This is a genomic window from Streptomyces sp. NPDC001514 (genome assembly GCF_053597075.1).
The window spans coordinates 39,947-60,517 of record NZ_JBSFHO010000014.1; the positions used below are offsets into that span (position 1 = coordinate 39,947).

The window sequence follows — 20,571 nt, forward strand, 5'->3', positions numbered from 1 at the left end:
TAAAGAACACCAGTACGGCCTGTTCCGCACTGCCCTGCCCACGAAAGGATCCCCCGGTACAACTCCACAACATCAGGGGGAGGTTCTACGTGAGACGCACAGCAGTGCTCGGCTCGGCCGGCACTCTGGTCGCGGGCACCCTTATAGCGGGTGCGATAGCGGCTCCGACGGCGAATGCCGAAAGCCGCAGCCACGGATGGTCCGAAGCACGCGGCGTCCAGGTCGCGGCGGAGCGGGCGGCCAAGAAGGGCATCGACTGGGCGGACTGCCCGGAGGACTGGGGGTTCGCCAAGCCCATCCAGTGCGGTTTCGTGAGCGTTCCGGTGGACTACGCGCGGCCGAACGGCAAGCAGATCAAGCTCGCTGTGGACCGTATCGGCAACACCGGGACCAAGGAGGAGCGTCAGGGCTCCCTGATCTACAACCCGGGCGGCCCCGGCGCTTCCGGGATGCGCTTCCCGGTTCGGGTCACCAACAAGAACCCACTGTGGGTCAAGACCTCGAAGGCGTACGACTTCGTGGGCTTCGACCCCCGCGGCGTCGGCCACTCGGCACCCATCTCCTGTGTGGATCCTCAGGAGTTCGTCAAGGCGCCGAAGCTCGACCCGGTGCCCGACAGTGAGGCCGACAAGCTCGCGCAGCGCAAGCTCGCCGCCGAGTACGCGGACGGGTGCGCCGAGCGCAGCGGTTGGCTGCTGCCGCACATGACCACGCCGAACAGCGCGCGTGATCTGGACGTCATCCGGGCCGCCCTCGGTGAGAAGAAGCTCAACTTCCTGGGCGTCTCCTACGGCACCTACCTCGGTGCGGTCTATGCGACCCTCTTCCCCGGCCATGTCCGGCGCATGATCGTCGACAGCGTGGTCAACCCGTCGCGCGAGAAGATCTGGTACGAGGCGAACCTGGACCAGGACGTCGCGTTCCAGATGCGCTGGGACGACTGGAAGGCGTGGGTCGCCAAGAACGACGCCACCTTCCACATCGGCGACACCCCGGAGAAGGTCGAGCAGCAGTGGGTCAAACTGCGGGCCACCGCGAAGAAGAACCCGCTCGGTGGGGTCGTCGGCCCGGCCGAGCTCATCGGTTTCTTCCAGAGCGCCCCGTACTACGACTCCGCCTGGGTGCCCGTCGCCCGGACCTGGAGCAAGTACCTCGCCGGTGACACGCAGGCACTCGTCGACGCCGCGGCGCCCGACCTGTCCGACACCGCGGGCAACATCTCCGCGGAGAACGGCAACGCCGTCTACACGGCCGTCGAGTGCGCAGATGCCAAGTGGCCCACCAGCTGGAAGAAGTGGGACCGGGACAACACCCGGCTGCACACGGACCACCCGTTCATGACCTGGGCCAACGCCTGGATGAACCTGCCGTGTGCCACCTGGTCCTCGAAGCAGCACACCCCGGTGGAGGTGCGGACCGGCAAGGGCCTGCCGCCTGTGCTCATCGTGCAGTCCACCCGTGACGCCGCCACTCCCTTCGAGGGCGCCGTCGAGCTGCACCAGCGGCTCAAGGGCTCGCGTCTGATCATCGAGAAGGACGCCGGCTCGCACGGTGTGACCGGACTGGTCAACCCGTGCATCAACGAGCGGGTGGATTCCTACCTGCTCAGCGGCAACCTGGACAGCCGCGATGTGACGTGCACCCCGCACGCCACGCCCAAGCCGTAAGGCACACAGGGCTGAGTGAGGGGCGGCCGGCTACGGCCGCCCCTCTTTCATGCCTGCGCACGGCTCGATGTACCGGCGTTTGGTCGCATCCGGTCAAGTCGATGACGTTTCCCGGCCCGCCACCGTGTGAAGTCGGCGCGGTCGCCCCCCGCCAACCGGCTGATCTTCGCAGCGGGTCGAGGAGCAGCCCTCCAGGTCGCTGGGACGATGCATCCATGACATCCAGGTCAGGCTCTCCCGAGGGTTCGGCACCGGCCCGACTCATCCTGCTGACACTCGCAGCCGGGCAGTTCCTGATGGCGCTCGACAGCTCTGTCATGAACGTCTCGATCGCAACGGTGGCCGACGACGTGGGCACATCGGTGACGGGGATTCAGGGAGCGATCACGGCATACACCCTCGTGATGGCGATGTTCATGATCCCTGGCGGCAAGATCGGCGCGCTGATCGGACGCAAGCGCGCATTCATGATCGGCTGCGGCATCTACGGCTGCGGGTCCCTGACGACGGCGCTCGCCCCGAACCTGCCTGTGCTCCTGCTCGGCTGGTCGTTCCTCGAGGGCATCGGGGCGGCGCTCATCCTGCCCGCGATCGTGTCGCTCGTCGCCGGCAACTTCGCAACGGAACGCCGTCCCGCCGCCTACGGACTCGTCGCGGCCGCAGGGGCCGTGGCGATCGCGGTCGGACCCCTCGTCGGAGGCATCGCGACAACGTACTTCTCCTGGCGCTGGGTGTTCGCCGGTGAGGTCGTGATCGTGCTCGGCATCCTGGTACTCGCCCGGCACGCCGCCGGGGCGCCGAGCCACGAACGCCCGCGCATCGACCTCCTCGGCGCCGTGCTCTCCGCCCTCGGACTCGGGATCTTCGTCTACGGCGTCCTGCGCTCGGACGAGTGGGGCTGGTTCCAGCCGAAGCCCGACGCACCCTCCTGGCTCGGGATCTCCCTGGTCGTCTGGCTGATGCTGGCGGGACTGCTCCTGATCTGGCTCTTCCTCCGCTGGGAGCACCGCCTCGTGGAGCAGCACAGGGAACCACTCGTGGACCCGGCCATGCTGCAGAACAAACAGCTCACCGGCGGCTTGACGATGTTCTTCTTCCAGTACCTCGTACAGATGGGCGTGTTCTTCGTCGTACCGCTGTACCTGTCGGTTGCCCTCGGCCTGTCGGCGCTCTCGACCGGTGCCCGCCTCCTGCCGCTTTCGCTGACGCTGCTGGCGGCCGCGATCCTGATCCCGCGTCTCTTCCGGGACGTCTCACCGCGGCGCGTGGTGCGGCTGGGGGTCCTCGCGTTGCTCGCGGGCGCGGTGGCCCTGATGGCCGCGCTCGACGCAGGTGCGGGCGCGGAGATCGTCACTGTCCCCCTCCTGCTGATCGGGCTCGGTATGGGCGCGCTGGCGTCCCAGCTCGGGTCGGTCACCGTGTCGGCAGTACCGGAAGAGCAGAGCGCAGAAGTCGGCGGCGTCCAGAACGCCGTCACCAACCTCGGCGCCTCGATCGGTACGGCACTGGCCGGGTCGATCCTGATCGCCGCGCTCACGTCTTCGTTCCTGACCAGCGTCGAACAGAATCCGGCGATCCCGGCCGCCGTCAAGAGCCAGGCGACCGTCGAGCTCCAAAGCGGTGTTCCCTTCCTGTCGGACGCACAGCTCAAGGCCGCGCTCGACAAAGCGGGCACGAGCACCGAGGTGACGCAGGCCGCGCTCGAAGCGAACGCCGCAGCGAGGCTCGACGGCCTACGGGCCGCACTCGCGATCCTCGCGCTCACCGCGCTTCTCGCGATGTTCTTCACCCACCGGATCCCGACGGCCCAGCCCGGCTCGACAAAGCCCTAGCGGCGGGCCGACCTGATGTGTCGCCACCTTGCCACCTGTTGTTTCCGGGAGTCCGGTGGTGCGACCTGTCGTCCTGCCGCGCGCCGGAGGCCGCGCTGTGGGTGGGCCCACCCGCGTGACGCGACGACGGCCGGGACACGCGAGATGTCCCGGCCGCCGTTGGGGTGGTGCCGAGCCGTCAGTGCGCGGGCGGGTTGACCACGTTGATGGTCAGGTCGTCGCCGGCGTCGCCGGTCACGGTCACCTTCGCGCCGTGCCCCGCGACCTTGACGCTGGCCTGGGGGTCGGCGGTGCTGTAGTACGCGTCGGGGTTGCTGTCGTCGAACACCGCGATACCGGGGTTCGAAGGCGCGCACGCCTCCTTCGTCACCACCGTCTGCTGGGCGCCCTTCCCGGACAGCACCTCCTTGTGCAAGCAGGTGGCGTCGGTGGCTTCCAGACCGAACGTCGCGTCGAACGGCTGCCGCCGGTTGCTCGGGTAGGTGCCGTCGTCGTAGGTGAACGGATGCGGGCGGGCGTCCACCACCATGGCCTGGCCGCCGCCGGGGTGGGCGCTGACGTTGTTGTCGTCGAACGACCGGTCGACGTACCAGACCAGCATGCCGTTCTGGAAGCGGAAGAACTCCACCCAGTCCGGTGCCGTAACGCCCTTGCTGAACTGGTACGGCCCTTCGGCGAGGAGCTTGTCGCTGCCGACGTACTCGCGGTTCTCCACCAGGTAGTAGCGCGGGTAGGTGGCGGACTCCGTACCCGTCGAGATCTTCCAGCGTCCGTCCGCGGTCCACCCGTTGAGCCCCTGCTCGACGTCGTCGGCGACCAGCGACGTTCCGCCGGCCACGAACGCGATGTCGTCCAGGAAGGCGCCGGCGAAGTGAACCCCGCCGTCGGTCTGGTAGCGGAAGCGGAAGAGGGACGGCTTGCCGGAGGCGTCGTACGAGAACCGCAGCGTCGTCCACTTGCCGGCGGAGTCGCCGTCGACGGCGGAGCCCGCGCGCACCCAGCTCGTACCACCGTCGAGGGAGTACTCGGCGAAGAGGTAGTCGAAGTTCTTCTCGATGTCGTACCAGGCGTTCGCCGTCACGGTGATACGCGAGGCCGCCGGGAGCGATCGGGTGACGGACTCGTTCAGCCCGTCGGCCGAACCGGTCCACCATGCGTGCGTCCCGGACGTGGGCGTCGCGTACACCGTGCTGGACGCCTTGTCCGGCAGATTGATCCGGACCGCCTGGTCCTTGCCGTCGACCTGCAGCTGCGCGGGGTTGAGGGTGTAGGTCCCCGAAGTGCCGGTGGCGGCGGTGCTGTGGTCCAGCCAGCCCAGGAACAGCTTCTCCTCGGCGCCCATCAGACCCGGCCTGGTGCCGATGCCCTCGTTCGCGGCGGCGCCGTGCCCGAGCCAGGAACCGCTGCTCATCAGGGTCCAGAACGCGGTGGAATTCTCGCCGCCGGCGGTGTCGTAGTAGTCCGGCAGACCCAGGTCATGGCCGAACTCATGGCAGAAGACGCCGAGTCCGCCGTTCTCGCCCTCGGTCGTGTAGTCGCCGAACCAGTACTTCGACTGGCCGATCCGGGCGCCGCCCGCCTTGTTCTGGGCGCTGCCCAGGACGGGGCCGGTGAGCCCGAAGTCGTCACCGTTGACGTACCAGCGGTGCGACCAGATGGCGTCCTCGCCCTGCGCACCGCCGCCGGCGTCCTCACCCATGCCGGCGTGCACCGCCTGGAAGTGGTCGATGTAGCCGTCCGGCTCGTCGAAGTCGCCGTCGTGGTCCCAGTCGTTGCGGTCCCACACGTCGAACTGGGCCAGATAGGTGTCGATCTCCGCGGGGGTCTTTCCGGCCGCGATCTGGGTGTTCCACCACGCGTCGCCGGTGTCCTGGACGAAGTCCCACGAACCGCCGGTGTCCTCGCGGGCGTTGTCACCGTACCAAGAGGCGTTGTAGGGCACCTTGACCCAGTCGGAGACCGTGTTGGTCACCGAATACCGGCCGTTGGAGAGCCCCTCGTAGTAGGTGCGCATCGACTCGCCGGCGTTGTTGAAGAAGTTCTCGTAGTACGCCTTGCTGAAGTCCAGCACCCACGCGTTGGAGTTGTCCACGGTCCGGTCCGGCTGGGGTATCCGGTTGTGCAGCGGGCCGGGCACCGTGCCGTAGCGGCCTGCGCTCTTGTCGCCGAATTCCGAGAGGATGGTGAAGATCTTGTCCTGGCGGACCGTCTTCGTCTCCACGAACTTTCCGGGCGCGAGCTCGACGACACCCCGCGCGTCGGCATTCGCTTTGCCCCTGGCGACCTTGTCGATCGCCTGTCGGCGCATGTCGGTGCGCTGCTTCGTCAACGGCCCCGGGCGGTTGTCCGCTCGCGGCGTCGTGGCCCGTGGCGCGTCCTGGGTCTCAGGCGCGGCCACGGCGGGCTGCAGCCCGACGGCCAAAAGGGCTGTGAGCGCCGACCCGAGGGCCATGCTCACGGCGAGTCTCTTCACTGGCGGTCCCTTCGAAAGGGTTCGTGTTGTTCCGTTTTCGGACACTGATCGACTCGAACGAGCGCCGCAGAGTCTGGCACGGACATGTGGCCCTCGGGGAGCCCTCGGGAGCGGGTTCGGTCGTCGCATACCACCGCCTCGCGACGTGGCAGGGAGTTGGCTGACCCACCGGCAACGCGGCGACCGGAATCCGGACGATGACCGCCATCATCGAAAGTGGCCCGAGCAGGCCGCAGACGGTGTTGCCCGCGCCCTGCGCGATGAGTTCCTTGTCGTGGTCGATGCTGCCGATCAGCAGCGGAACGACTGCAGCGTGCTCAGGTCGGCGCCGACCCCCGCACCCCGGTTCCGGCAGCAGTGCCGAACGGCAGCACGGTGAGCTGGCCACGCGTGAGCCGTCATGCCCGGCAGACGGGCGCGCTGCCCCGGTACTCGATCATCTCCTGGAACAGCGCGCCCATGTCGAGGGGTGCCCCCGGCACCGCGCCGCGCAGCTCCGCGTACGCGCGGTGCAGATTGGGCACCAGCCTCTCGGGATCCAGAAGGTGCCGCCAGGGCGCGAGGTCCGTCTGCACGGCGATCTCCAGCGGGGTGAGGCCTGCACCATCGCCGAGCAGCGCCAGCTCCCGTATCCACAGCAGGTAGCGCTCGGCCTCGTCCAGGACCTCGGGTCCGGCGACCGGGCCGTGGCCGGTGATCACGGTCACCGGGTCGAGCGCCTTGAGCACGCGGATCGCCGCGAGGGAGCCGGACAGTGAGCCCATGGGAAAGAACGGCGTGACGCCGGACATGACGAGGTCGCCGGTGAACAGCACACCCTCCTCGGGCAGCCACACCACCGTGTCGTTGATGGTGTGGGCAGTGCCCATGTTGATCAGTTCTGCGCGGACCGGGCCGACATGAAGAGTGAGCTGGTCCCTATACGTAAGGGTGGGTGGGGCCAGGGAGATATTTCCCCAGCACACCTCGGGCCATAGCCCGGTGAGGTGCAGCCCCACCTCCTCGATCTCGGCGCGGGTGCCTGCATGGCCGACGACGACCGCCTCGGGGAAGACGAAGTTGCCGAAGGTGTGATCGCCGTGGGAGTGGGTGTTGACGACGACGCGCGGGGCGGGGCCGACGGTGAGCGCAGCCTCGCGCAGGGCGCGGGCACGGCGTTCGGTGGCGGCGGTGTCGATCAGAGCGCTGTCGCCGCCGGCGGCGATGAGACCCGCGTTGTTCAGGCACCAGCCGCCGTCGGGCTGGATGTACGCATGGACGTGCTCGGCGACTTCTTCGAGCCGCGGGGTGCCGCGGTCGCTGCCTGTGCCGGTGCCGGTTGTGGTCGTCATGCTCGCTTCCAGGTCAGTACGCGCAGCCGGATGCGGCCGCCGACGACGGCGGAGCCGCGCAGGGTGAGCAGATCGCCGTCCAGGACGAGGGTCCGGGTTTGTTCGGTGCCCGCCCAGTCGGGGTTGGAGCACACGTCGATGGCATGGATGACCGTGTCGGGCGCCGAGCGGCGCCAACTGCCAGCGTATCCGAGGTAGTTGACGCCGCCGGGCTCAGGAGTGGCACGGCCCATGTTCACGGACACGTAGTCGTCGGCGTAGTACAGCAGCCCGTACGGGGCGGGCCCGAGAGGCCCTTCGCCGATGCCGCCGTGCCCGTCCTCGTCGTAGTACGAGACGAGCCGCCACCGGCCGAGGAGTTCAGGGTCGGACATGCGTGGTTCCTCCGATGGGCTCGGGACGTACGCCGAGAGCGATCAGCCGGGCGAGAAGACGCGGCACGAACGGGAACCGGCGGCACAGCCGGACCACGAGCGGACGGTCCGTGCCCCTTCGCGAGGCGCTCGGATAGAGGTCGCCGAGCAGATGGAGCTGCATCAACTGGACGACGCGCATGGGAAGTTCCCGCCGCCGCTGTACGGAACGCAGTTCGGCGACGGTCGGCGTGCGCCCGGACCGCAGCACCGGGCCCAGGACCCGGGCCGCGGCGACGGCGTCCTGGACGGCGAGGTTGATGCCGACGCCGCCCGCGGGGGACATGGCGTGGGCGGCGTCGCCGATGCAGAGCAGCCCGGCCCGGTACCAGCGGCGGAGCCGGTCGACCCGCACGTCGAGCAGCTTGATGTCGTCCCAGTCACCGATCTCGTCGGCGAGCCGGCCGGCGAAGACAGGGTGGGCGCGGGCGACTTCGGCGCGGAACCGGTCGATCCCCGCCGCGCGGGCGGCCTCGTACCCGCCCTTGGGGATCATCTGGACGGACTGCCAGTACGTGCCGCGGTTGATGCATACGACCAGATAGCCGGCGCCGGCCTTGATGGTGGGGACGGTCTCGCCCTCGGTGCGGCTGAGCCGGAACCACAGCGCGTCCATCGGGGCGGTGTCGCCTTTGACGCGCAGCCCGGCACAGGCGCGCACTGCGGAGCGACGCCCGTCGGCACCGATCACCAGTTTCGCCCGCACCTCCAGCGGGCCGTCCGGGGTCTTCGCGACGACGCCGGTTACCCGGCCGCCGGCGTCCTCGGTCACCTCGGTGACCTCGGCCTGTTGCTCCAGCCGGAAGCCCGGGTACGTGCGAGCGGCCCCGGCGAGAAAGTCGAGTACGTCCCACTGGGGCATGAAGGCCATGAACCGGAATCTGCCGGGGAGCCTGCGGAAGTCGGCGAAGACGGCCGGGCCCATCGCGGTCTCCATGGTCATGGCGGGCGCCTCGGCGTGCGGAATCTTCAAGAAGTCGTCGAGCAGGCCGAGTTCCGCGATGACCCGCAGCGTCGACGGGTGGACGGTGTCCCCGCGGAAGTCCCTCAGGAAGTCGGGGTGCTTCTCCAGCACGGTGACGCGGACGCCCTGCCTGGCCAGCAGCAGGCCGGCCATCAGGCCGCCCGGTCCGCCGCCGACGACGCAGGCCTCGACTTCTTCGGTCCTCACCGCACGCTCCTCTTCTCGGCCGTCCGTGGTGGGGCGGTCAGCGTGCCCGGCCGTCCTCGAGTACGGGTCGAGCCGGGGAGCCGAAGAGGTGTACCGGGTCCTACCGGGAAGCCACTTTCCTGTAGGTAATTGCTATCTCCTGCATAGTAACTTCGCCCTGCCGGCCGCCGGCTGCCGGACGTCAGGAGGAGGCGTCGGGCGCGACACGACCGATCGGAGAGATCACCTTGAGCAATGCCACCAAGCTGGCCGTCATCTACTACTCGTCGACCGGCGTCGGTGCCGACATCGCGAGGGAGCTCGGCGACACCGCGGAGAAGGCCGGCGCCGAGGTGCGGCTGCGCCGGGTCACCGAGCTCGCCCCGCAGGCCGTCATCGACTCCAACCCGGCCTGGGCCGCCAACCAGCGTGCCACCGCGGACATTCCGGAGGCGGTGGGCGAAGACGTGGCCTGGGCCGACGCCGTGATATTCGGCAGCCCGACCCGGTTCGGGAACGTCTCGTCGCAGCTCAAGCAGTTCATCGACACGCTCGGACCGCTGTGGGCCGAGGGGAAGCTGTCGGACAAGGTCTACAGCGGCTTCACCTCGTCGGCCACGCTCCACGGCGGCCAGGAGTCGACACTGCTCGCGCTGTACAACTCGTTCCACCACTTCGGCGGCATCGTCGTGGCCCCCGGCTTCGTCGACCACGGCAAGTGGGCGGACGGGAACCCGTACGGCACCTCGCACGTGGACGGCAACGGGAAGATCGGGGTCGACGACGTCGCCCGCGGTGCGGCCCGCATACAGGCCGAGCGCGTCGTGCGTATCGCCACCGCGGTCAAGAGGGGCCTGGCCGGGGAGGACTGACCGGCACCCGGTTCCGTGACCACCGCGTGCGTGTGCCCGCCCGGCAGGAGTGACCTGCGGGGCGGGCACACGCGTGTGTCAGGACTCCTGGTAGGCCCGTCGGGCGGCGAGCACCTCGTCCAGGTGCTCCTCGGACCACTCCGCGAGGGCATTGAAGACCGGAATGAGCGTGTGGGCGAGCGGCGTCGACTCGTACTCCACGCGCGGCGGCATTTCGGCGTAGTACGTCCGTGTGACCAGCCCGTCCGCCTCCAGCTGTCGCAGCCGCTGGGTCAGCACCTTGGGCGTGCAGTCGGGCAGCAGTTTCTGGAGCTCGGTGAAGCGCAGCTTTCCGTGGTGGTTGAGCACCCACAGGACGGGTGTCGTCCAGCGGCCGAAGACCAGGTCGATGACCGGGGTGATCGGGCACGGGCCGCCCTCGGGAGTGCGTGTCGCGCGTGGCCGATTTCCGCTCAAGATTCCTCCCGGGCCAGTCACTATCCATTAGGTAATCACTATACCAGGGGTAGTAGCGTCTTTTCCGAGCCGCCGGATCCTGTCCGGTCGACAAGGCCGGACAGGACCGAGGCGCGCAGGTGCGGTCTCAGAAAGGAGCGCCCCGTGGCCACGCAATTGGTACTGCCCGAACGGCCGGGTGAACGGCCGTCGACCGGCCGGGTCGTGCACAGTCAGCTCGACCAGAACGGCCCTGTGGAATTCCACCGGGAACTGTGGCGGCGTATGCAGGCCCTGGACGGCGTCATGGTCGGCCGGAGTCATGTGTCGCTGCCGCAGAGCCGCGCGCTGCATCTCGATCCCGCGCGCGCCACCGGGCCGGACACCGCCTATCTCTCGGGTACGGAGTTCGCCCATCTGCATGCGGCGGACGACGGGAGTCTGCACGTGATGCTGCCGCCGGCGGATGCCGCGGAGGCGATCGCAAAGGGCTGGGCCGAGCATCATCCGATGGTCCACCGCGGCTTTCTGCCCCCCACCGCCGTGATGCTCTACGGCCCGCGCGACGACGAGGAACTCGGCGTCGTCTGGGGGCTGATCGAACTGAGCCACGCGTTCGCCAGCGGCAAGGTCTCCGGTCCCGTCCCCGCTTCCCCGGCGAAAGGACACTGACGCAATGATCAACCCGTCATTCGGAAAGTTCGCCGTTCTCGCCATCAGAACGCGAGATCTGCCGGCCATGACGGCCTTCTACCGCGATGTCCTCGGACTGGAGCCGAAGGCCTCCGGCGAGACCTTCTCCGCCTTCCACACCGGAGCCGGCGGTGAACTCGTGCTCTGGGACGACGCGGCGGGACCCTTCGTCCCCGGATTCGCGGGGGCCGACCTGGAAACGGCGCGTGAGGCTCTCCTCGACGCGAAGCCGACCGAGATCGAGGGCCACCCCGGCGGAAACCACTTCTACCTCACGGACCCCGACGGCAACACCGTCGCGTTCAGCGACGGCTGACGCCCGCTCTCCGCTGCCGGGTCTGCTCCCCGTCCCGGCAGCGGTCGGCCGGACCCACCCCCCACCGGACCGAAGGAACTCCATGGCCGTCCCCCCTGCCCATGCCCGCGTGCGTGCTCAGGTTCAGCGCCTGAGTGTCTACCTCGCCGGATGCGTGGCCTTTGCCGCGGGCGCAACGCTCTTCATCCACTCCGAGTACGGCGTCGACCCCCTCGACACCTTCGCCCTGGGGTTACTGGAGCACCTGCCGCTGACCATCGGCATCGCCCAGGCCCTCGTCGCGATCGTCTGCATCGCCATCTGGTCAGCGTGGAACCGGCGCCGCCCCGTGATCTCCCCCTTCGTCACCTTCTTCCTCTGCGGAAGCCTGATCGACCTGATGCGCCTCGCCGACACCTCCGCGCTGCCCCGGCCGGGCTCGCTCGCCATGGGCGTGGTGCTCTGCGCCTACGGCTCCGCCCTCATCATCATGAGCGGCATCGGCATCCGCGCCATGGACCTCGTCGTGATCACCATGACGCAGCGCTGGAGCTGGCCGTTCTGGGTCGCCAAGGCCTCCGTCGAGGCCGTTCTGCTCCTCGTCGGCCTGCTCCTCGGTGGACCGGCCGGCATCGGCACCATCTGCTTCCTGGTCTTCGTCGACGGGCTCATCCAGCCCTTCATGGTCCTCAACCAGCGGGCGCTGCGGCTGGACAACCGCGGCCTGCTCGTGGCCGGCCCGACCGCCGGCGCGCCTTCACCCACTCACCGGATCCGAGGTGCTGCATGACCACCACGTCCCTGCCCGCGCGGCCGCTGGGTCTCACCGGCATGAACATCTCCCGCACCGGGCTCGGCGCCTGGTCGCTGGGCGGCTCCGACTGGGGCCCACAGGACGACGCGGACTCGATCGCCACCGTCCGCGAGGCGGTCGCCTCCGGCGTCAACTGGATCGACACGGCGGCCGCCTACGGGCAGGGCCACTCGGAGGAGATCATCGGCGAGGCGCTGTCCGGTCTTCCCGCGGCGGACCGCCCGTACCTCTTCACCAAGTGCGGCGTCGTCCCCGACGCGCGCGGTCTGCGCAAGGTGATGACCGCAGGCAGCGTCAGGCGCGAGCTGGAGGACTCGCTGCGCCGGCTGCGCGTCGACCACCTCGACCTGTACCAGGTGCACTGGCCCGGCGACGGGAAGCTGCTGGCCTGGGGTCCCGCCACCGACGACCCGGCGGAGCCGGATGTGAGCACCCCGCTGGAGGAGTACTGGCAGACCATGGCCGACCTCAGGCGGGAGGGCAAGGTCAGGGCCATCGGCCTGTCCAACCACGGGGTCGACGAGCTGAAGCGTGCCGCCGCCGTCGCGCCGGTGGACGCCGTCCAGCCGCCGTTCTCCGCACTGGACCGCGGCGCGGCCGACGTCCTTGCCTGGTGCGCGGCGAACGGCGTCGGCTCGATCGTCTACCAGTCCCTCAAGTCCGGGCTGCTCTCCGGCACCTTCTCCGCCGAACGGGTCGCCGCTCTCCCCGGGACCGACTGGCGGCGCGGCGCCCCGGACTTCACCACGGGCCTGGCCGGCAACCTCGCGGTGGCCGAGGTCCTCGGCCACGTCGCCGGCCGCCACGGGGTGACCACATCGGCCGTGGCCGTCGCCTGGGCGCTCGCCTGGCCCGGGGTCACCGGTGCGATCGTCGGCGCCCGGCGTCCCGGCCAGACAGCCGGCTGGTCGGCTGCCGCGCGTGTGCGGCTCACCCCCGCCGACCTGGACGAGATCGCCGACGGCATCCGCGCCCACGCGCCGGAGGCCGGGCCGGTACGTCCGTGACCCCGCCTCCAGGAAGTGGTTGTCATGCCCTCATCCGATGAGGCAGAACCGGCCGTCAGGCCGTCCGCCGCCGCGCTCCCCGTGCTGCTGCTCGCCTCGACCCTCGCCGTGATGGCCGGGGCCATGATCACCCCCGTACTCGAAGTGATCCGTGGCGACCTGGACGTCAGTGGCACCGCCGCCGGCCTCATCATCACCGCGCACGGGCTGGCCATCGCGGTCACCAGCCCGGTGGTCGGCCGGCTGATCGACCACTACGGCGTGCGCGGGCCGCTCGCCGGCGGGCTTCTGCTGTACGGGTTCGCCGGCGCGGCCGGTATGTTCACCGACGGCTATCCGGGTCTCATCGTCAGCCGGTTCGTGTTCGGCGTCGGCGCCGCCGCTGTGTTCAGCGGTACGACGGTGGCGCTGCTCGCGCTCTACCAGGGGCCCGAACGGGACCGGGTGATGGGCTGGCGCTCGACCGCGACCAGCCTGGGCGGCGTCGTCTGGCCGCTGGTCGGCGGCGCCCTCGGCGGACTGTCCTGGCACGCGCCGTTCGCCGTCTACCTCGGCGCCATCCCCATCGGCCTGGCCGCTCTGATCACTTTCCCCGCCGGATCCATGGGCCCCAAGGGCGGTGGGGCAGGAGTCCTGCCGCTGCTGCGCGACAGTCCCGCACTGCTCGGCCACTACCTCCTGCAGGCCGTGGCCGCGATCCTGCTGTACGGCGTGGCGGTCTTCCTGCCGCAGCGGCTCGCGCAGATCGGTGTCAAGGAGCCCTTCCTGGTCTCCCTCTACACCGTGGTGATGATGGGGGCCATGAGTGCGGTGGGGCTCGGATACGCGAAGCTGCGCCGTGCCGCGGGCTATCCGGCCCTGCTGCGGACGGCTGCGCTGACCTGGGCCCTGTCCTTCGTCCTGCTCGGCACGGTGGACCAGCCGTGGCTGCTGCTGGTCGCGCCTGTGCTGTTCGGCCTCGGCCAGGGCATCGCCTTCCCGGCACTGACGGTACTCGTCGGTGAGGCAGCCCCGGCCGAGCTGCGCGGGCAGGCCACCTCGTTGTCCGGGACAGCGAACTTCGCCGGGCAATTCGTCTCGCCGCTGCTGCTGGGGCCGGTGATCGGTGCGACCTCGATCACCACCGGCTTCCTCGTGGCGGCCCTGCTCTCCGTGGTGGTGCTGGTGGCCCTGCTGAGGCCCGGCAGGCCCGGCCGGAAAACCTCCGGAGTTGCCTCAACTCCCCGTCGTAATCAGGCAGTTAATGGTTCCGAAACCCGATCCGCCTAGCTTTCGACCCGGACTGCTGCACCAAGGCTGAGCCCACAGTGAACCCGAAGGGTGCTGACGATGATACGGCTCCTACTGGCCGAAGACATGCACATGGTCCGCGGGGCGCTGGTCGCCCTGCTCGAGCTCGAATCGGATCTGGAAGTCGTGTCCGAGCTGGAACGAGGCGACGCCATCGTCGCCGAGGCGCGCAGGCACCGGCCCGATGTCGCCGTCATCGACATCGATCTGCCCGGACTCGACGGGCTGACCGCGGCCTCCCTGCTGCGTGAGGAGGTACCCGACTGTCGCAGCCTCATCCTCACCAGCCTGGGACGGCCCGGAACCCTGCGCCGGGCACTCGACGCCCAGGTTGGCGGCTATCTGCTCAAGGACGCCCCGCCGGCTCAACTGGCCGTCGCCATAAGGAAGGTGGCCGACGGAGAACAGGCCATCGACCCGTCCCTGGCCCTGGCCGCCTGGTCCAGCGCCGAGAACCCGCTCACCCAGCGGGAGATCGACACCCTGCGCCTGGCGGCCGAGGGGGCCGGATCCACGGAGATCGCCGCACGGCTGCACCTGGCCGTCGGCACCATACGCAACTATCTGACCTCCGCCGTCATCAAACTCAATGCGCGCAATCGACTGGACGCGATCCTGATCGCCCAGGACGCCGGCTGGCTGCACTGACCGCGTTGCGCACGGGGCACTCCGCAACCAGATGGAACCAGCCGGCACCGTCCACCGACGCCGTGAGATCGCCGCCCGCCTCCGCCAGCCGCTGGGCCAGACTGTCGAGCCCGCTGCCCCTCTCACGGGGCAGCGCGGAGGCGTTCGCGGCACCGTCGTTGGACAGCGCCAGCCGCACCCTGCCCTTACGCTCACACAGCCGTATACGACACGTGGTCGCCCGGCTGTGCCGCAGCAGATTGGCCACGCCCTCCCGCAGCACGGTCGCCAGCACCGTGCCCGCGGTCCGGTCCAGCGGCCCGGTCTCCCCGGTCACGGTCACGCGCATCCCCGTTGAGGCCAACACGTCGCGAACGGAGGCGAGTTCCTCCGGCAGCGACAGATCGCGGTACCGCTCCGCAAGTGCACGTGTCTCCGCCAGCGCCTGCCGCGACATGCCCAGCACCTCGCGCAGCTCGCGCCGCGCCCGCTCCTCGTCCCGGCCCAGCAGCCGGTCCGTCACCTCCACCTTCAGCGTCAGCGCGGACAGGCTGTAACCGAGCAGATCGTGCAGGTCCCGGCCGAACCGCCGCCGCTCTCTGGCACTGGCCAGGCGTAGCAACTCCTGCCGCTCCCGGGCGACTTCGACCCGGTTCGGCCGCCCGCCCAGCAGCCCCCGGCACACCAGCCAGGCCACCGCGCACGAGAGCGCCAGCTGGGCGTCCGCCCACACGGGCAGCCCCGCCGACCGCGTCACCGCCGCCGCCGACACCACCGACAGCACCGTCCAGCCGGCCCACACCAGCAGACCGCGCCGCGCCCGCACGGGCCGGTCACGGAGCAGCCCGTACACCAGCGGGACGGACGAGACCAGCAGGAACGCCAGGACGAAACCGCCGACGACCCGCACCGAGGAGCCGACGGCCGTCAGATGCAGCACGCCCGACGCGCCGGTGAGAGCCTGGATCCCGGCCGCCATGGCCACTTCCGAGCCGCCCGTGGGACGCGACGCGGTCAATTCCGCGAAAGCATCGGCATAGTCATCCCGGTCATCATTCATGTCGAGTTCCGTCATCTGCGTTCCCCCCTTCAGCAGACGCGAGCGCCTGGAACGTGAAAGGGATCCTACGGGGTCAGCAGATCTTGACCATTCCCGTTCCCGCAAAGTACCCGAGAATGTGACATGAGACAGGAACAGGAGCGGGCAGCGCCCGCACCACCCGGCCCAGCCGTCCTCGGCGTCCGATGACCCGGACGATTTCACGGACCTCGGAACGGTGCACCTCGACGCGGAAACGCGCCCCCGCGTCCACCATCGTCAAGCCCTTCGACCCCATGCCGAAGGCCACGCCGTCCGCCAGCCGCACCCGTTGATCGGGCCCGGTCGAACGCGGCCGGAACGGCGCGCCGACGGTGATCGGCACCACGGACAGCAGCGGTCCACCCAGGTCCTCCACACCGAGCGAACGCACCACCAAATGGCTCAGTTTCTCCAACGCGGGCCGCAACAAGGGGTGTTCGGGACCGCTGAGGTCGTCGGTGACGTTCTCCAGCAGCGACGGTCCCAGCGTCATCCGGTCCAGCGCCCGGAACACCAGCGGAGGCGGACGCCTCAGGCGCACCGTGCCCGAGCTGCTGACCACGTCCAGGTCACCCTCCTCACATGCGTACAGCCGGACGTCTTCGCGCAAAGACCACAGTGAGTTCATCGGCGGCTCTTCCCATCCTGCCCTCTCGCTCGAAGCCGGGATTCTGCCGCACGTTCCGCCGCGCCTGTAGTGAATTACACCCGTGCCCGGCATGAATTTCTCACGACCCTGAATAACTCACATCCGGCCCGTGACGGGTTCACTGGGCTCTGATGCGCGCCACTGGCATTCTCGGAAGCCGGATGCACGGCACGGTGCCGGCGCTCGACACAACGGGAGGCATGGGTGTTACTCATCGAGGTCCTCGGCCCGCTCAACGTCGGCGTAAGGGGCTTGTCGATCGTGCCGACCGCAGGAAAGCCGCGCCAGCTGCTCGCTCTGCTCGCCCACCACGCCGGCCGTGTCGTCCCCGTGCCCACGCTCGTCGAGGAGATCTGGGGGGACGAGGTCCCGCGCAGTGTCTCGACGACCATGCAGACCTATGTGCTGCAGCTGCGCCGGAAGATCAACGACGCGCTGTCCCTGGGGCCCACGGGTCCCGGCGCGGACGCCAAGGACATCCTGACGACCTGTTACGGCGGCTACCGGCTCGCCGCGCCCGCGCAGCCGAGCGACGCCGTGCGGTTCGAGCAGCTCACCACCCAGGGCGCCACCGCGCTGGAGGCGGGTGACGCCCGGCGCGCGTCCGCCGTGCTGGGCCTGGCACTCGACCTGTGGCACGGCCCGCCACTCGTCGACGTACCGGTCGGCCGGATCCTGGCGATGGAGGTGCTCGCCCTGGACGAGGCCCGCAGCCGCGCCCTCGAACTGCGGATCGAAGCCGATCTGCAGCTCGGCCGGCACGCCTCGCTCGTCGGCGAGCTACGGGTGCTGACCGCCCGGCAGCCGCTGCACGAAGGCCACTGCGCCCAGCTGATGCTGGCGCTGTACCGCTCAGGCCACCCCTGGCGGGCACTGGAGGCGTTCCAGCGGCTTCGCGGCACGCTGCGCGAAGAGCTCGGGGTCGAGCCGTCACCGCGCATCCAGCAGCTGCACCAGCGGATCCTCTCCGGTGCTCCCGAACTCGAACTACCCGCGTCCTACGAGAAGTTCGCCGGCTGACCGGTCGAGCCGGGCACGGGCGAGTCACGTACCGCCCAGCTCACCACGCACCCCTGCACATCCGGATCGGTGCCGAAGTGCCACCGATTCCGCTCGGACGGCCCCACGGGACGGCCGTCCGGGCCATGCGGACCGGCGCGGTCCGTGAGGCCGAAGGCCGTGAACGGCAGCCGCAGCCCGACGCCCAGCGCCTTGGTGTACGCCTCCTTGAGCGTCCACAGACGCACCAGCGCGGCGTTCCGCTCCCTCTCCGGCAGCCGGGCCAGTCCTGTGCGCTCGTATGAGGTCGTCATCTCCGGTACCAGCGGCGTGCCGTACACCCGCCTGGTCGCCGACTCGGCGTCCACGCCGACCCGGCCTCGCACGCTCACCGCCACCACCAGCAGCCCACCGGTGTCGCTCAGGCTCACCGACAGACCGGCGACCCCGCGCACGTACGGCCGTCCGCCGGCCGCCCGGCCCAGCTCCAGCCCTTCGGGGCGCCGCCCGAGCACCGCCCCCAGGGTATGCCCCGCAAGACCGTGCGTTCCGTCGCACCAGTGGGCCGGCCGTCCGCCCACCACGACGAACCCCTCGGCCCGCAGGCCCGCCCGGACCGGGCCCCACGGGCCGCGCGGCCGGACGAGCCGTACGCGTACACCTCCGGTCACCGCGGCGCGGCGGACAGCGCCGAGGGAATACGGGCGCCGGCAGCGGCCAGTTCGTACACCTCGTCGCGCCGTTCCGCGCCGAGCGGCCCGGCCGCCCGGACGCCCAGCCCGACCGCGAGCCGGTCCAGCGCGGCGACCAGGCAGATCCGGTCGCCCGACACCCGGCTGCGGGACGAGCCCGCAGCCCGCCAGCCGTCCAGGCACGCGGCCGCCACCGTGAGCAGGGCGTACCGGTCGGCGAGCGCCCACACCCCGGGCCCGCCGTCCCCGGGGACCTGCGTCGCGTGCACCACCGCCGCCCGCGCGTCCTCCAGCCCCCGCACCAGTGAGTTCAGCGGCCGGGCCAACGCCTGCGAGGGCACCGCCGTGAGCGGGCGGGCCAGCCGGTCGTCGCCCCCGGCGAGCGCCGGGAGCCGCGCGGCCACCTCACGGGTGCGCCCGGCCGCGCCCGGTGCCGCCACGGCAGCCTCCAGCCGGCGCACCTGGTGCCGGTAGTGGGCCGCCGGACCGTCCGGGGCATGCAGCTGAGCGCCCAGCGCGGCGGCCAGACCGTCCGCCCCGTCCAGCAGCAGCCGGGGCGCCAGATACCGGGCGACCGCCGCCGCCGCGGCACTGTCCGCCGCGGCGTACGCGAGACGCCGGCACGCCCACAGGTCCGCATAGGACCCGGCGATGGCGGCCCGGGCCCGGGCGCCGGGGCGGCCGGTGCCTGTGACGGCCTCGATGACCGCGTGCAGCGCGGCCTCCGCCGCGACGAGTGGCGTACTCATGCCTGGCCGGCCAACTGGTCGTAGGAGACCCTGCGCGAGCGCATGAGCACGCGGTCGCCGTCGACGACCAGCACGTCGTGCACGACACAGCTGGGCCAGACCTCCGGCCGCTCGCCCGGCCGGATCCGCACGATCAGCGCGTACACGGTGGAGCGGTAGCTCCCGTCGGGCAGCGGGTCCAGCACGATCTGGTTGAAGTAGTGCCTGCGCTGCACCGGGTCGTCCTTGTACTTCTCGTGGAACGCGTGCAGTTCGGCGAGGATGCCGGGCCGGGTGCGGGCCGGCTCCGTGCCCGGCGTGTGCTGGAAGGTGCCGTCCGCGGTGAAGGTCGCCGCATACTCCTCGAAGCGTCCTGCGTCCAGCGCCTGCATCTGCCGGCCGTAGAAGTGCTGGACCAGGGCGTACAGATCAGTCCCCACGCGGGTGTCGGTCGCGGCGGTCATCATGCTCCTCCAGGCGGTCGTCCGATACGGCACACGATCGCCGCCGCCGCTCGAACCGCCCTCGAGGGACGGAGGAATCGGTGGAGGAGGGAGCCCGGAGAGGACGATTCGAGACCTGTTCCAGCGCCGCTCGAGGCCGCCGCCGGACCCTCGGTGAGCATCCACGACCGGAGCTGCACAGGAGGAGAACAATGACAACGGCAGTCAAGCCGGTGGCCCTGGTGACCGGCGCGACCAGCGGCATCGGCCTGGAGATCACCAAGAGGCTGGCCGGGCTCGGCGCCCGGGTCTTCGTCTGCGCCCGGCAGGCGGAGCCGCTGGCCGCGCTCATCAAGGAGCTTCAGGACTCGGGCCACGAGGTGGACGGCACCACCTGCGACGTCTCGGATCCGGCTCGGATCAAGGCGTATGTGAAGGCGGCGGTCGACCGGTTCGGGCCGGTCACCGTCCTGGTGAACAACGCGGGGCGCAGCGGCGGCGGCGCGACCGCCGAGATCCCCGACGAGCTGTGGCTCGATGTGATCAACACCAACCTCAACAGCGTCTTCCTGATGACCAAGGAAGTCCTGACGGCCGGCGGCATGCTGGAGCAGGAGCGCGGCAGGATCATCAGCATCGCCTCGACCGGCGGCAAGCAGGGCGTGGTCCACGCCGCGCCCTACTCCGCGTCCAAGCACGGCGTCGTGGGCTTCACCAAGGCACTCGGCCTGGAGCTGGCGCGTACCGGTATCACCGTCAACGCCGTCTGCCCCGGCTTCGTCGAGACGCCGATGGCGGAGCGGGTACGCGAGCACTACGCCGGGATCTGGGGCGTGAGCGAGCAGGAGACCCACGACCGGATCACCCAGCGCGTGCCGCTCGGCCGCTATGTGGAGACGCGCGAGGTCGCGGCGATGGTCGAGTACCTGGTGAGCGACGACGCCGCGGCAGTGACCGCGCAGGCCCTCAATGTCTGCGGCGGCCTCGGCAACTACTGACGGCCGTCCACAGGCACGTGCCCGGCCCCTACTCGCAAGGGGGGCCGCCGGACACAGGGAAGGCCCTCGACGACCCGGGCGA

The 20,571-nt window shown here is 70.2% G+C and carries 21 protein-coding genes; 11 read left to right on the plus strand and 10 right to left on the minus strand.

The genetic code is table 11. From position 1 onward, the window contains the following. Positions 1-89: 89 nt before the first annotated feature. Both ACWCXB_RS16840 and ACWCXB_RS16845 read left to right on the plus strand, forming a co-directional pair. Entirely contained in the window at positions 90-1,667 is a 1,578-nt protein-coding gene (locus ACWCXB_RS16840) for an alpha/beta hydrolase (protein ID WP_450723477.1), read from the plus strand. A gap of 215 nt (positions 1,668-1,882) precedes the next feature. Then, the gene (locus tag ACWCXB_RS16845; RefSeq protein ID WP_450723479.1) at positions 1,883-3,499 is read left to right on the plus strand and encodes an MFS transporter; all 1,617 of its coding nucleotides are present in this window, start codon (positions 1,883-1,885) and stop codon (positions 3,497-3,499) included. Between the two features lie 178 nt (positions 3,500-3,677). Here ACWCXB_RS16845 and ACWCXB_RS16850 read toward each other — a convergent pair whose 3' ends face one another. The 4 genes from ACWCXB_RS16850 to ACWCXB_RS16865 all read right to left on the minus strand — a co-directional run bounded on the left by ACWCXB_RS16850 (position 3,678) and on the right by ACWCXB_RS16865 (position 8,887). Next, on the minus strand, positions 3,678-5,972 hold the full coding sequence (locus ACWCXB_RS16850) for an immune inhibitor A domain-containing protein (protein WP_450723481.1): 2,295 nt from the start codon (positions 5,970-5,972) through the stop codon (positions 3,678-3,680). A gap of 398 nt (positions 5,973-6,370) precedes the next feature. Continuing rightward, positions 6,371-7,303, minus strand: a complete 933-nt coding sequence (locus ACWCXB_RS16855; RefSeq protein ID WP_450723483.1) for an MBL fold metallo-hydrolase — start codon at positions 7,301-7,303, stop codon at positions 6,371-6,373. Beyond that, positions 7,300-7,677: a lipocalin-like domain-containing protein gene (locus tag ACWCXB_RS16860; protein WP_450723485.1), complete on the minus strand. Its 378-nt coding sequence runs from the start codon at positions 7,675-7,677 to the stop codon at positions 7,300-7,302. Before ACWCXB_RS16860 ends, ACWCXB_RS16855 begins: the two co-directional genes overlap by 4 nt. Further along, positions 7,664-8,887 carry an FAD-dependent oxidoreductase gene (locus tag ACWCXB_RS16865; RefSeq protein WP_450723487.1) on the minus strand — a complete coding sequence of 408 codons (1,224 nt, stop codon included), beginning with the start codon at positions 8,885-8,887 and terminating at the stop codon, positions 7,664-7,666. Before ACWCXB_RS16865 ends, ACWCXB_RS16860 begins: the two co-directional genes overlap by 14 nt. Before the next feature lie 227 nt (positions 8,888-9,114). Between ACWCXB_RS16865 and wrbA the strand changes: the two genes are divergently transcribed. Then, positions 9,115-9,738 carry an NAD(P)H:quinone oxidoreductase gene (wrbA, locus tag ACWCXB_RS16870; protein WP_450723489.1) on the plus strand — a complete coding sequence of 208 codons (624 nt, stop codon included), beginning with the start codon at positions 9,115-9,117 and terminating at the stop codon, positions 9,736-9,738. Between the two features lie 78 nt (positions 9,739-9,816). On the opposite strand, the gene ACWCXB_RS16875 is transcribed toward wrbA, so the two are convergent. Continuing rightward, positions 9,817-10,194 (minus strand): winged helix-turn-helix transcriptional regulator, encoded by a 378-nt coding sequence (locus ACWCXB_RS16875; RefSeq protein WP_450723491.1) that lies wholly within the window; start codon positions 10,192-10,194, stop codon positions 9,817-9,819. Between the two features lie 144 nt (positions 10,195-10,338). Between ACWCXB_RS16875 and ACWCXB_RS16880 the strand changes: the two genes are divergently transcribed. The 6 genes from ACWCXB_RS16880 to ACWCXB_RS16905 all read left to right on the plus strand — a co-directional run bounded on the left by ACWCXB_RS16880 (position 10,339) and on the right by ACWCXB_RS16905 (position 14,920). Beyond that, a complete protein-coding gene (locus tag ACWCXB_RS16880; protein WP_450723493.1) occupies positions 10,339-10,845 on the plus strand; it encodes a luciferase domain-containing protein in 507 nt (168 codons plus the stop codon). A gap of 4 nt (positions 10,846-10,849) precedes the next feature. Next, positions 10,850-11,182 carry a VOC family protein gene (locus tag ACWCXB_RS16885; protein ID WP_450723495.1) on the plus strand — a complete coding sequence of 111 codons (333 nt, stop codon included), beginning with the start codon at positions 10,850-10,852 and terminating at the stop codon, positions 11,180-11,182. A gap of 82 nt (positions 11,183-11,264) precedes the next feature. Continuing rightward, positions 11,265-11,951 carry a YczE/YyaS/YitT family protein gene (locus tag ACWCXB_RS16890; protein WP_450723497.1) on the plus strand — a complete coding sequence of 229 codons (687 nt, stop codon included), beginning with the start codon at positions 11,265-11,267 and terminating at the stop codon, positions 11,949-11,951. Beyond that, the gene (locus tag ACWCXB_RS16895) at positions 11,948-12,982 is read left to right on the plus strand and encodes an aldo/keto reductase (protein ID WP_450723499.1); all 1,035 of its coding nucleotides are present in this window, start codon (positions 11,948-11,950) and stop codon (positions 12,980-12,982) included. The genes ACWCXB_RS16890 and ACWCXB_RS16895 overlap by 4 nt, the downstream gene beginning before the upstream one ends. A gap of 24 nt (positions 12,983-13,006) precedes the next feature. After that, entirely contained in the window at positions 13,007-14,251 is a 1,245-nt protein-coding gene (locus tag ACWCXB_RS16900; RefSeq protein ID WP_450723501.1) for an MFS transporter, read from the plus strand. A 60-nt stretch (positions 14,252-14,311) separates the two neighbouring features. After that, positions 14,312-14,920, plus strand: coding sequence for a response regulator transcription factor (locus ACWCXB_RS16905; protein ID WP_450723503.1), 609 nt, complete (start codon positions 14,312-14,314; stop codon positions 14,918-14,920). On the opposite strand, the gene ACWCXB_RS16910 is transcribed toward ACWCXB_RS16905, so the two are convergent. Together ACWCXB_RS16910 and ACWCXB_RS16915 are read right to left on the minus strand one after the other, a co-directional pair. After that, complete coding sequence (locus tag ACWCXB_RS16910; RefSeq protein WP_450723505.1) at positions 14,859-15,959, minus strand: sensor histidine kinase; 1,101 nt, start codon at positions 15,957-15,959, stop codon at positions 14,859-14,861. The two genes, ACWCXB_RS16905 and ACWCXB_RS16910, sit on opposite strands and share 62 nt — an antisense overlap. A 73-nt stretch (positions 15,960-16,032) precedes the next feature. Further along, a complete protein-coding gene (locus ACWCXB_RS16915; protein WP_450723507.1) occupies positions 16,033-16,590 on the minus strand; it encodes a hypothetical protein in 558 nt (185 codons plus the stop codon). Positions 16,591-16,833: 243 nt separating this feature from the next. Between ACWCXB_RS16915 and ACWCXB_RS16920 the strand changes: the two genes are divergently transcribed. After that, positions 16,834-17,649, plus strand: a complete 816-nt coding sequence (locus ACWCXB_RS16920; protein WP_450723509.1) for an AfsR/SARP family transcriptional regulator — start codon at positions 16,834-16,836, stop codon at positions 17,647-17,649. Here the strand turns inward: ACWCXB_RS16920 and ACWCXB_RS16925 are convergent. The 3 genes from ACWCXB_RS16925 to ACWCXB_RS16935 form a co-directional block, all read right to left on the minus strand. Further along, a complete protein-coding gene (locus tag ACWCXB_RS16925; protein WP_450723511.1) occupies positions 17,628-18,143 on the minus strand; it encodes a 4'-phosphopantetheinyl transferase family protein in 516 nt (171 codons plus the stop codon). The genes ACWCXB_RS16920 and ACWCXB_RS16925 overlap by 22 nt on opposite strands. Before the next feature lie 152 nt (positions 18,144-18,295). Beyond that, positions 18,296-19,069, minus strand: a complete 774-nt coding sequence (locus ACWCXB_RS16930) for a hypothetical protein (RefSeq protein WP_450723513.1) — start codon at positions 19,067-19,069, stop codon at positions 18,296-18,298. Then, positions 19,066-19,512, minus strand: coding sequence for a nuclear transport factor 2 family protein (locus ACWCXB_RS16935; protein WP_450723515.1), 447 nt, complete (start codon positions 19,510-19,512; stop codon positions 19,066-19,068). The genes ACWCXB_RS16930 and ACWCXB_RS16935 overlap by 4 nt, the downstream gene beginning before the upstream one ends. 191 nt (positions 19,513-19,703) lie before the next feature. Here ACWCXB_RS16935 and ACWCXB_RS16940 point away from each other — a divergent pair, with 191 nt between their 5' ends. Further along, entirely contained in the window at positions 19,704-20,489 is a 786-nt protein-coding gene (locus tag ACWCXB_RS16940) for a 3-oxoacyl-ACP reductase (protein ID WP_450723517.1), read from the plus strand. Positions 20,490-20,571 lie beyond the last annotated feature (82 nt).

Coding starts and splice junctions, on each gene's coding strand:
- ACWCXB_RS16940 (WP_450723517.1), top strand. CDS start 19,704: ATGACAACGGCAGTCAAGCCGGTGGCCCTGGTGACCGGCGCGACCAGC.
- ACWCXB_RS16900 (WP_450723501.1), top strand. CDS start 13,007: ATGCCCTCATCCGATGAGGCAGAACCGGCCGTCAGGCCGTCCGCCGCC.
- ACWCXB_RS16935 (WP_450723515.1), bottom strand. CDS start 19,512: ATGACCGCCGCGACCGACACCCGCGTGGGGACTGATCTGTACGCCCTG.
- ACWCXB_RS16890 (WP_450723497.1), top strand. CDS start 11,265: ATGGCCGTCCCCCCTGCCCATGCCCGCGTGCGTGCTCAGGTTCAGCGC.
- ACWCXB_RS16930 (WP_450723513.1), bottom strand. CDS start 19,069: ATGAGTACGCCACTCGTCGCGGCGGAGGCCGCGCTGCACGCGGTCATC.
- ACWCXB_RS16895 (WP_450723499.1), top strand. CDS start 11,948: ATGACCACCACGTCCCTGCCCGCGCGGCCGCTGGGTCTCACCGGCATG.
- ACWCXB_RS16845 (WP_450723479.1), top strand. CDS start 1,883: ATGACATCCAGGTCAGGCTCTCCCGAGGGTTCGGCACCGGCCCGACTC.
- ACWCXB_RS16885 (WP_450723495.1), top strand. CDS start 10,850: ATGATCAACCCGTCATTCGGAAAGTTCGCCGTTCTCGCCATCAGAACG.
- ACWCXB_RS16860 (WP_450723485.1), bottom strand. CDS start 7,677: ATGTCCGACCCTGAACTCCTCGGCCGGTGGCGGCTCGTCTCGTACTAC.
- ACWCXB_RS16855 (WP_450723483.1), bottom strand. CDS start 7,303: ATGACGACCACAACCGGCACCGGCACAGGCAGCGACCGCGGCACCCCG.
- ACWCXB_RS16905 (WP_450723503.1), top strand. CDS start 14,312: ATGATACGGCTCCTACTGGCCGAAGACATGCACATGGTCCGCGGGGCG.
- ACWCXB_RS16910 (WP_450723505.1), bottom strand. CDS start 15,959: ATGAATGATGACCGGGATGACTATGCCGATGCTTTCGCGGAATTGACC.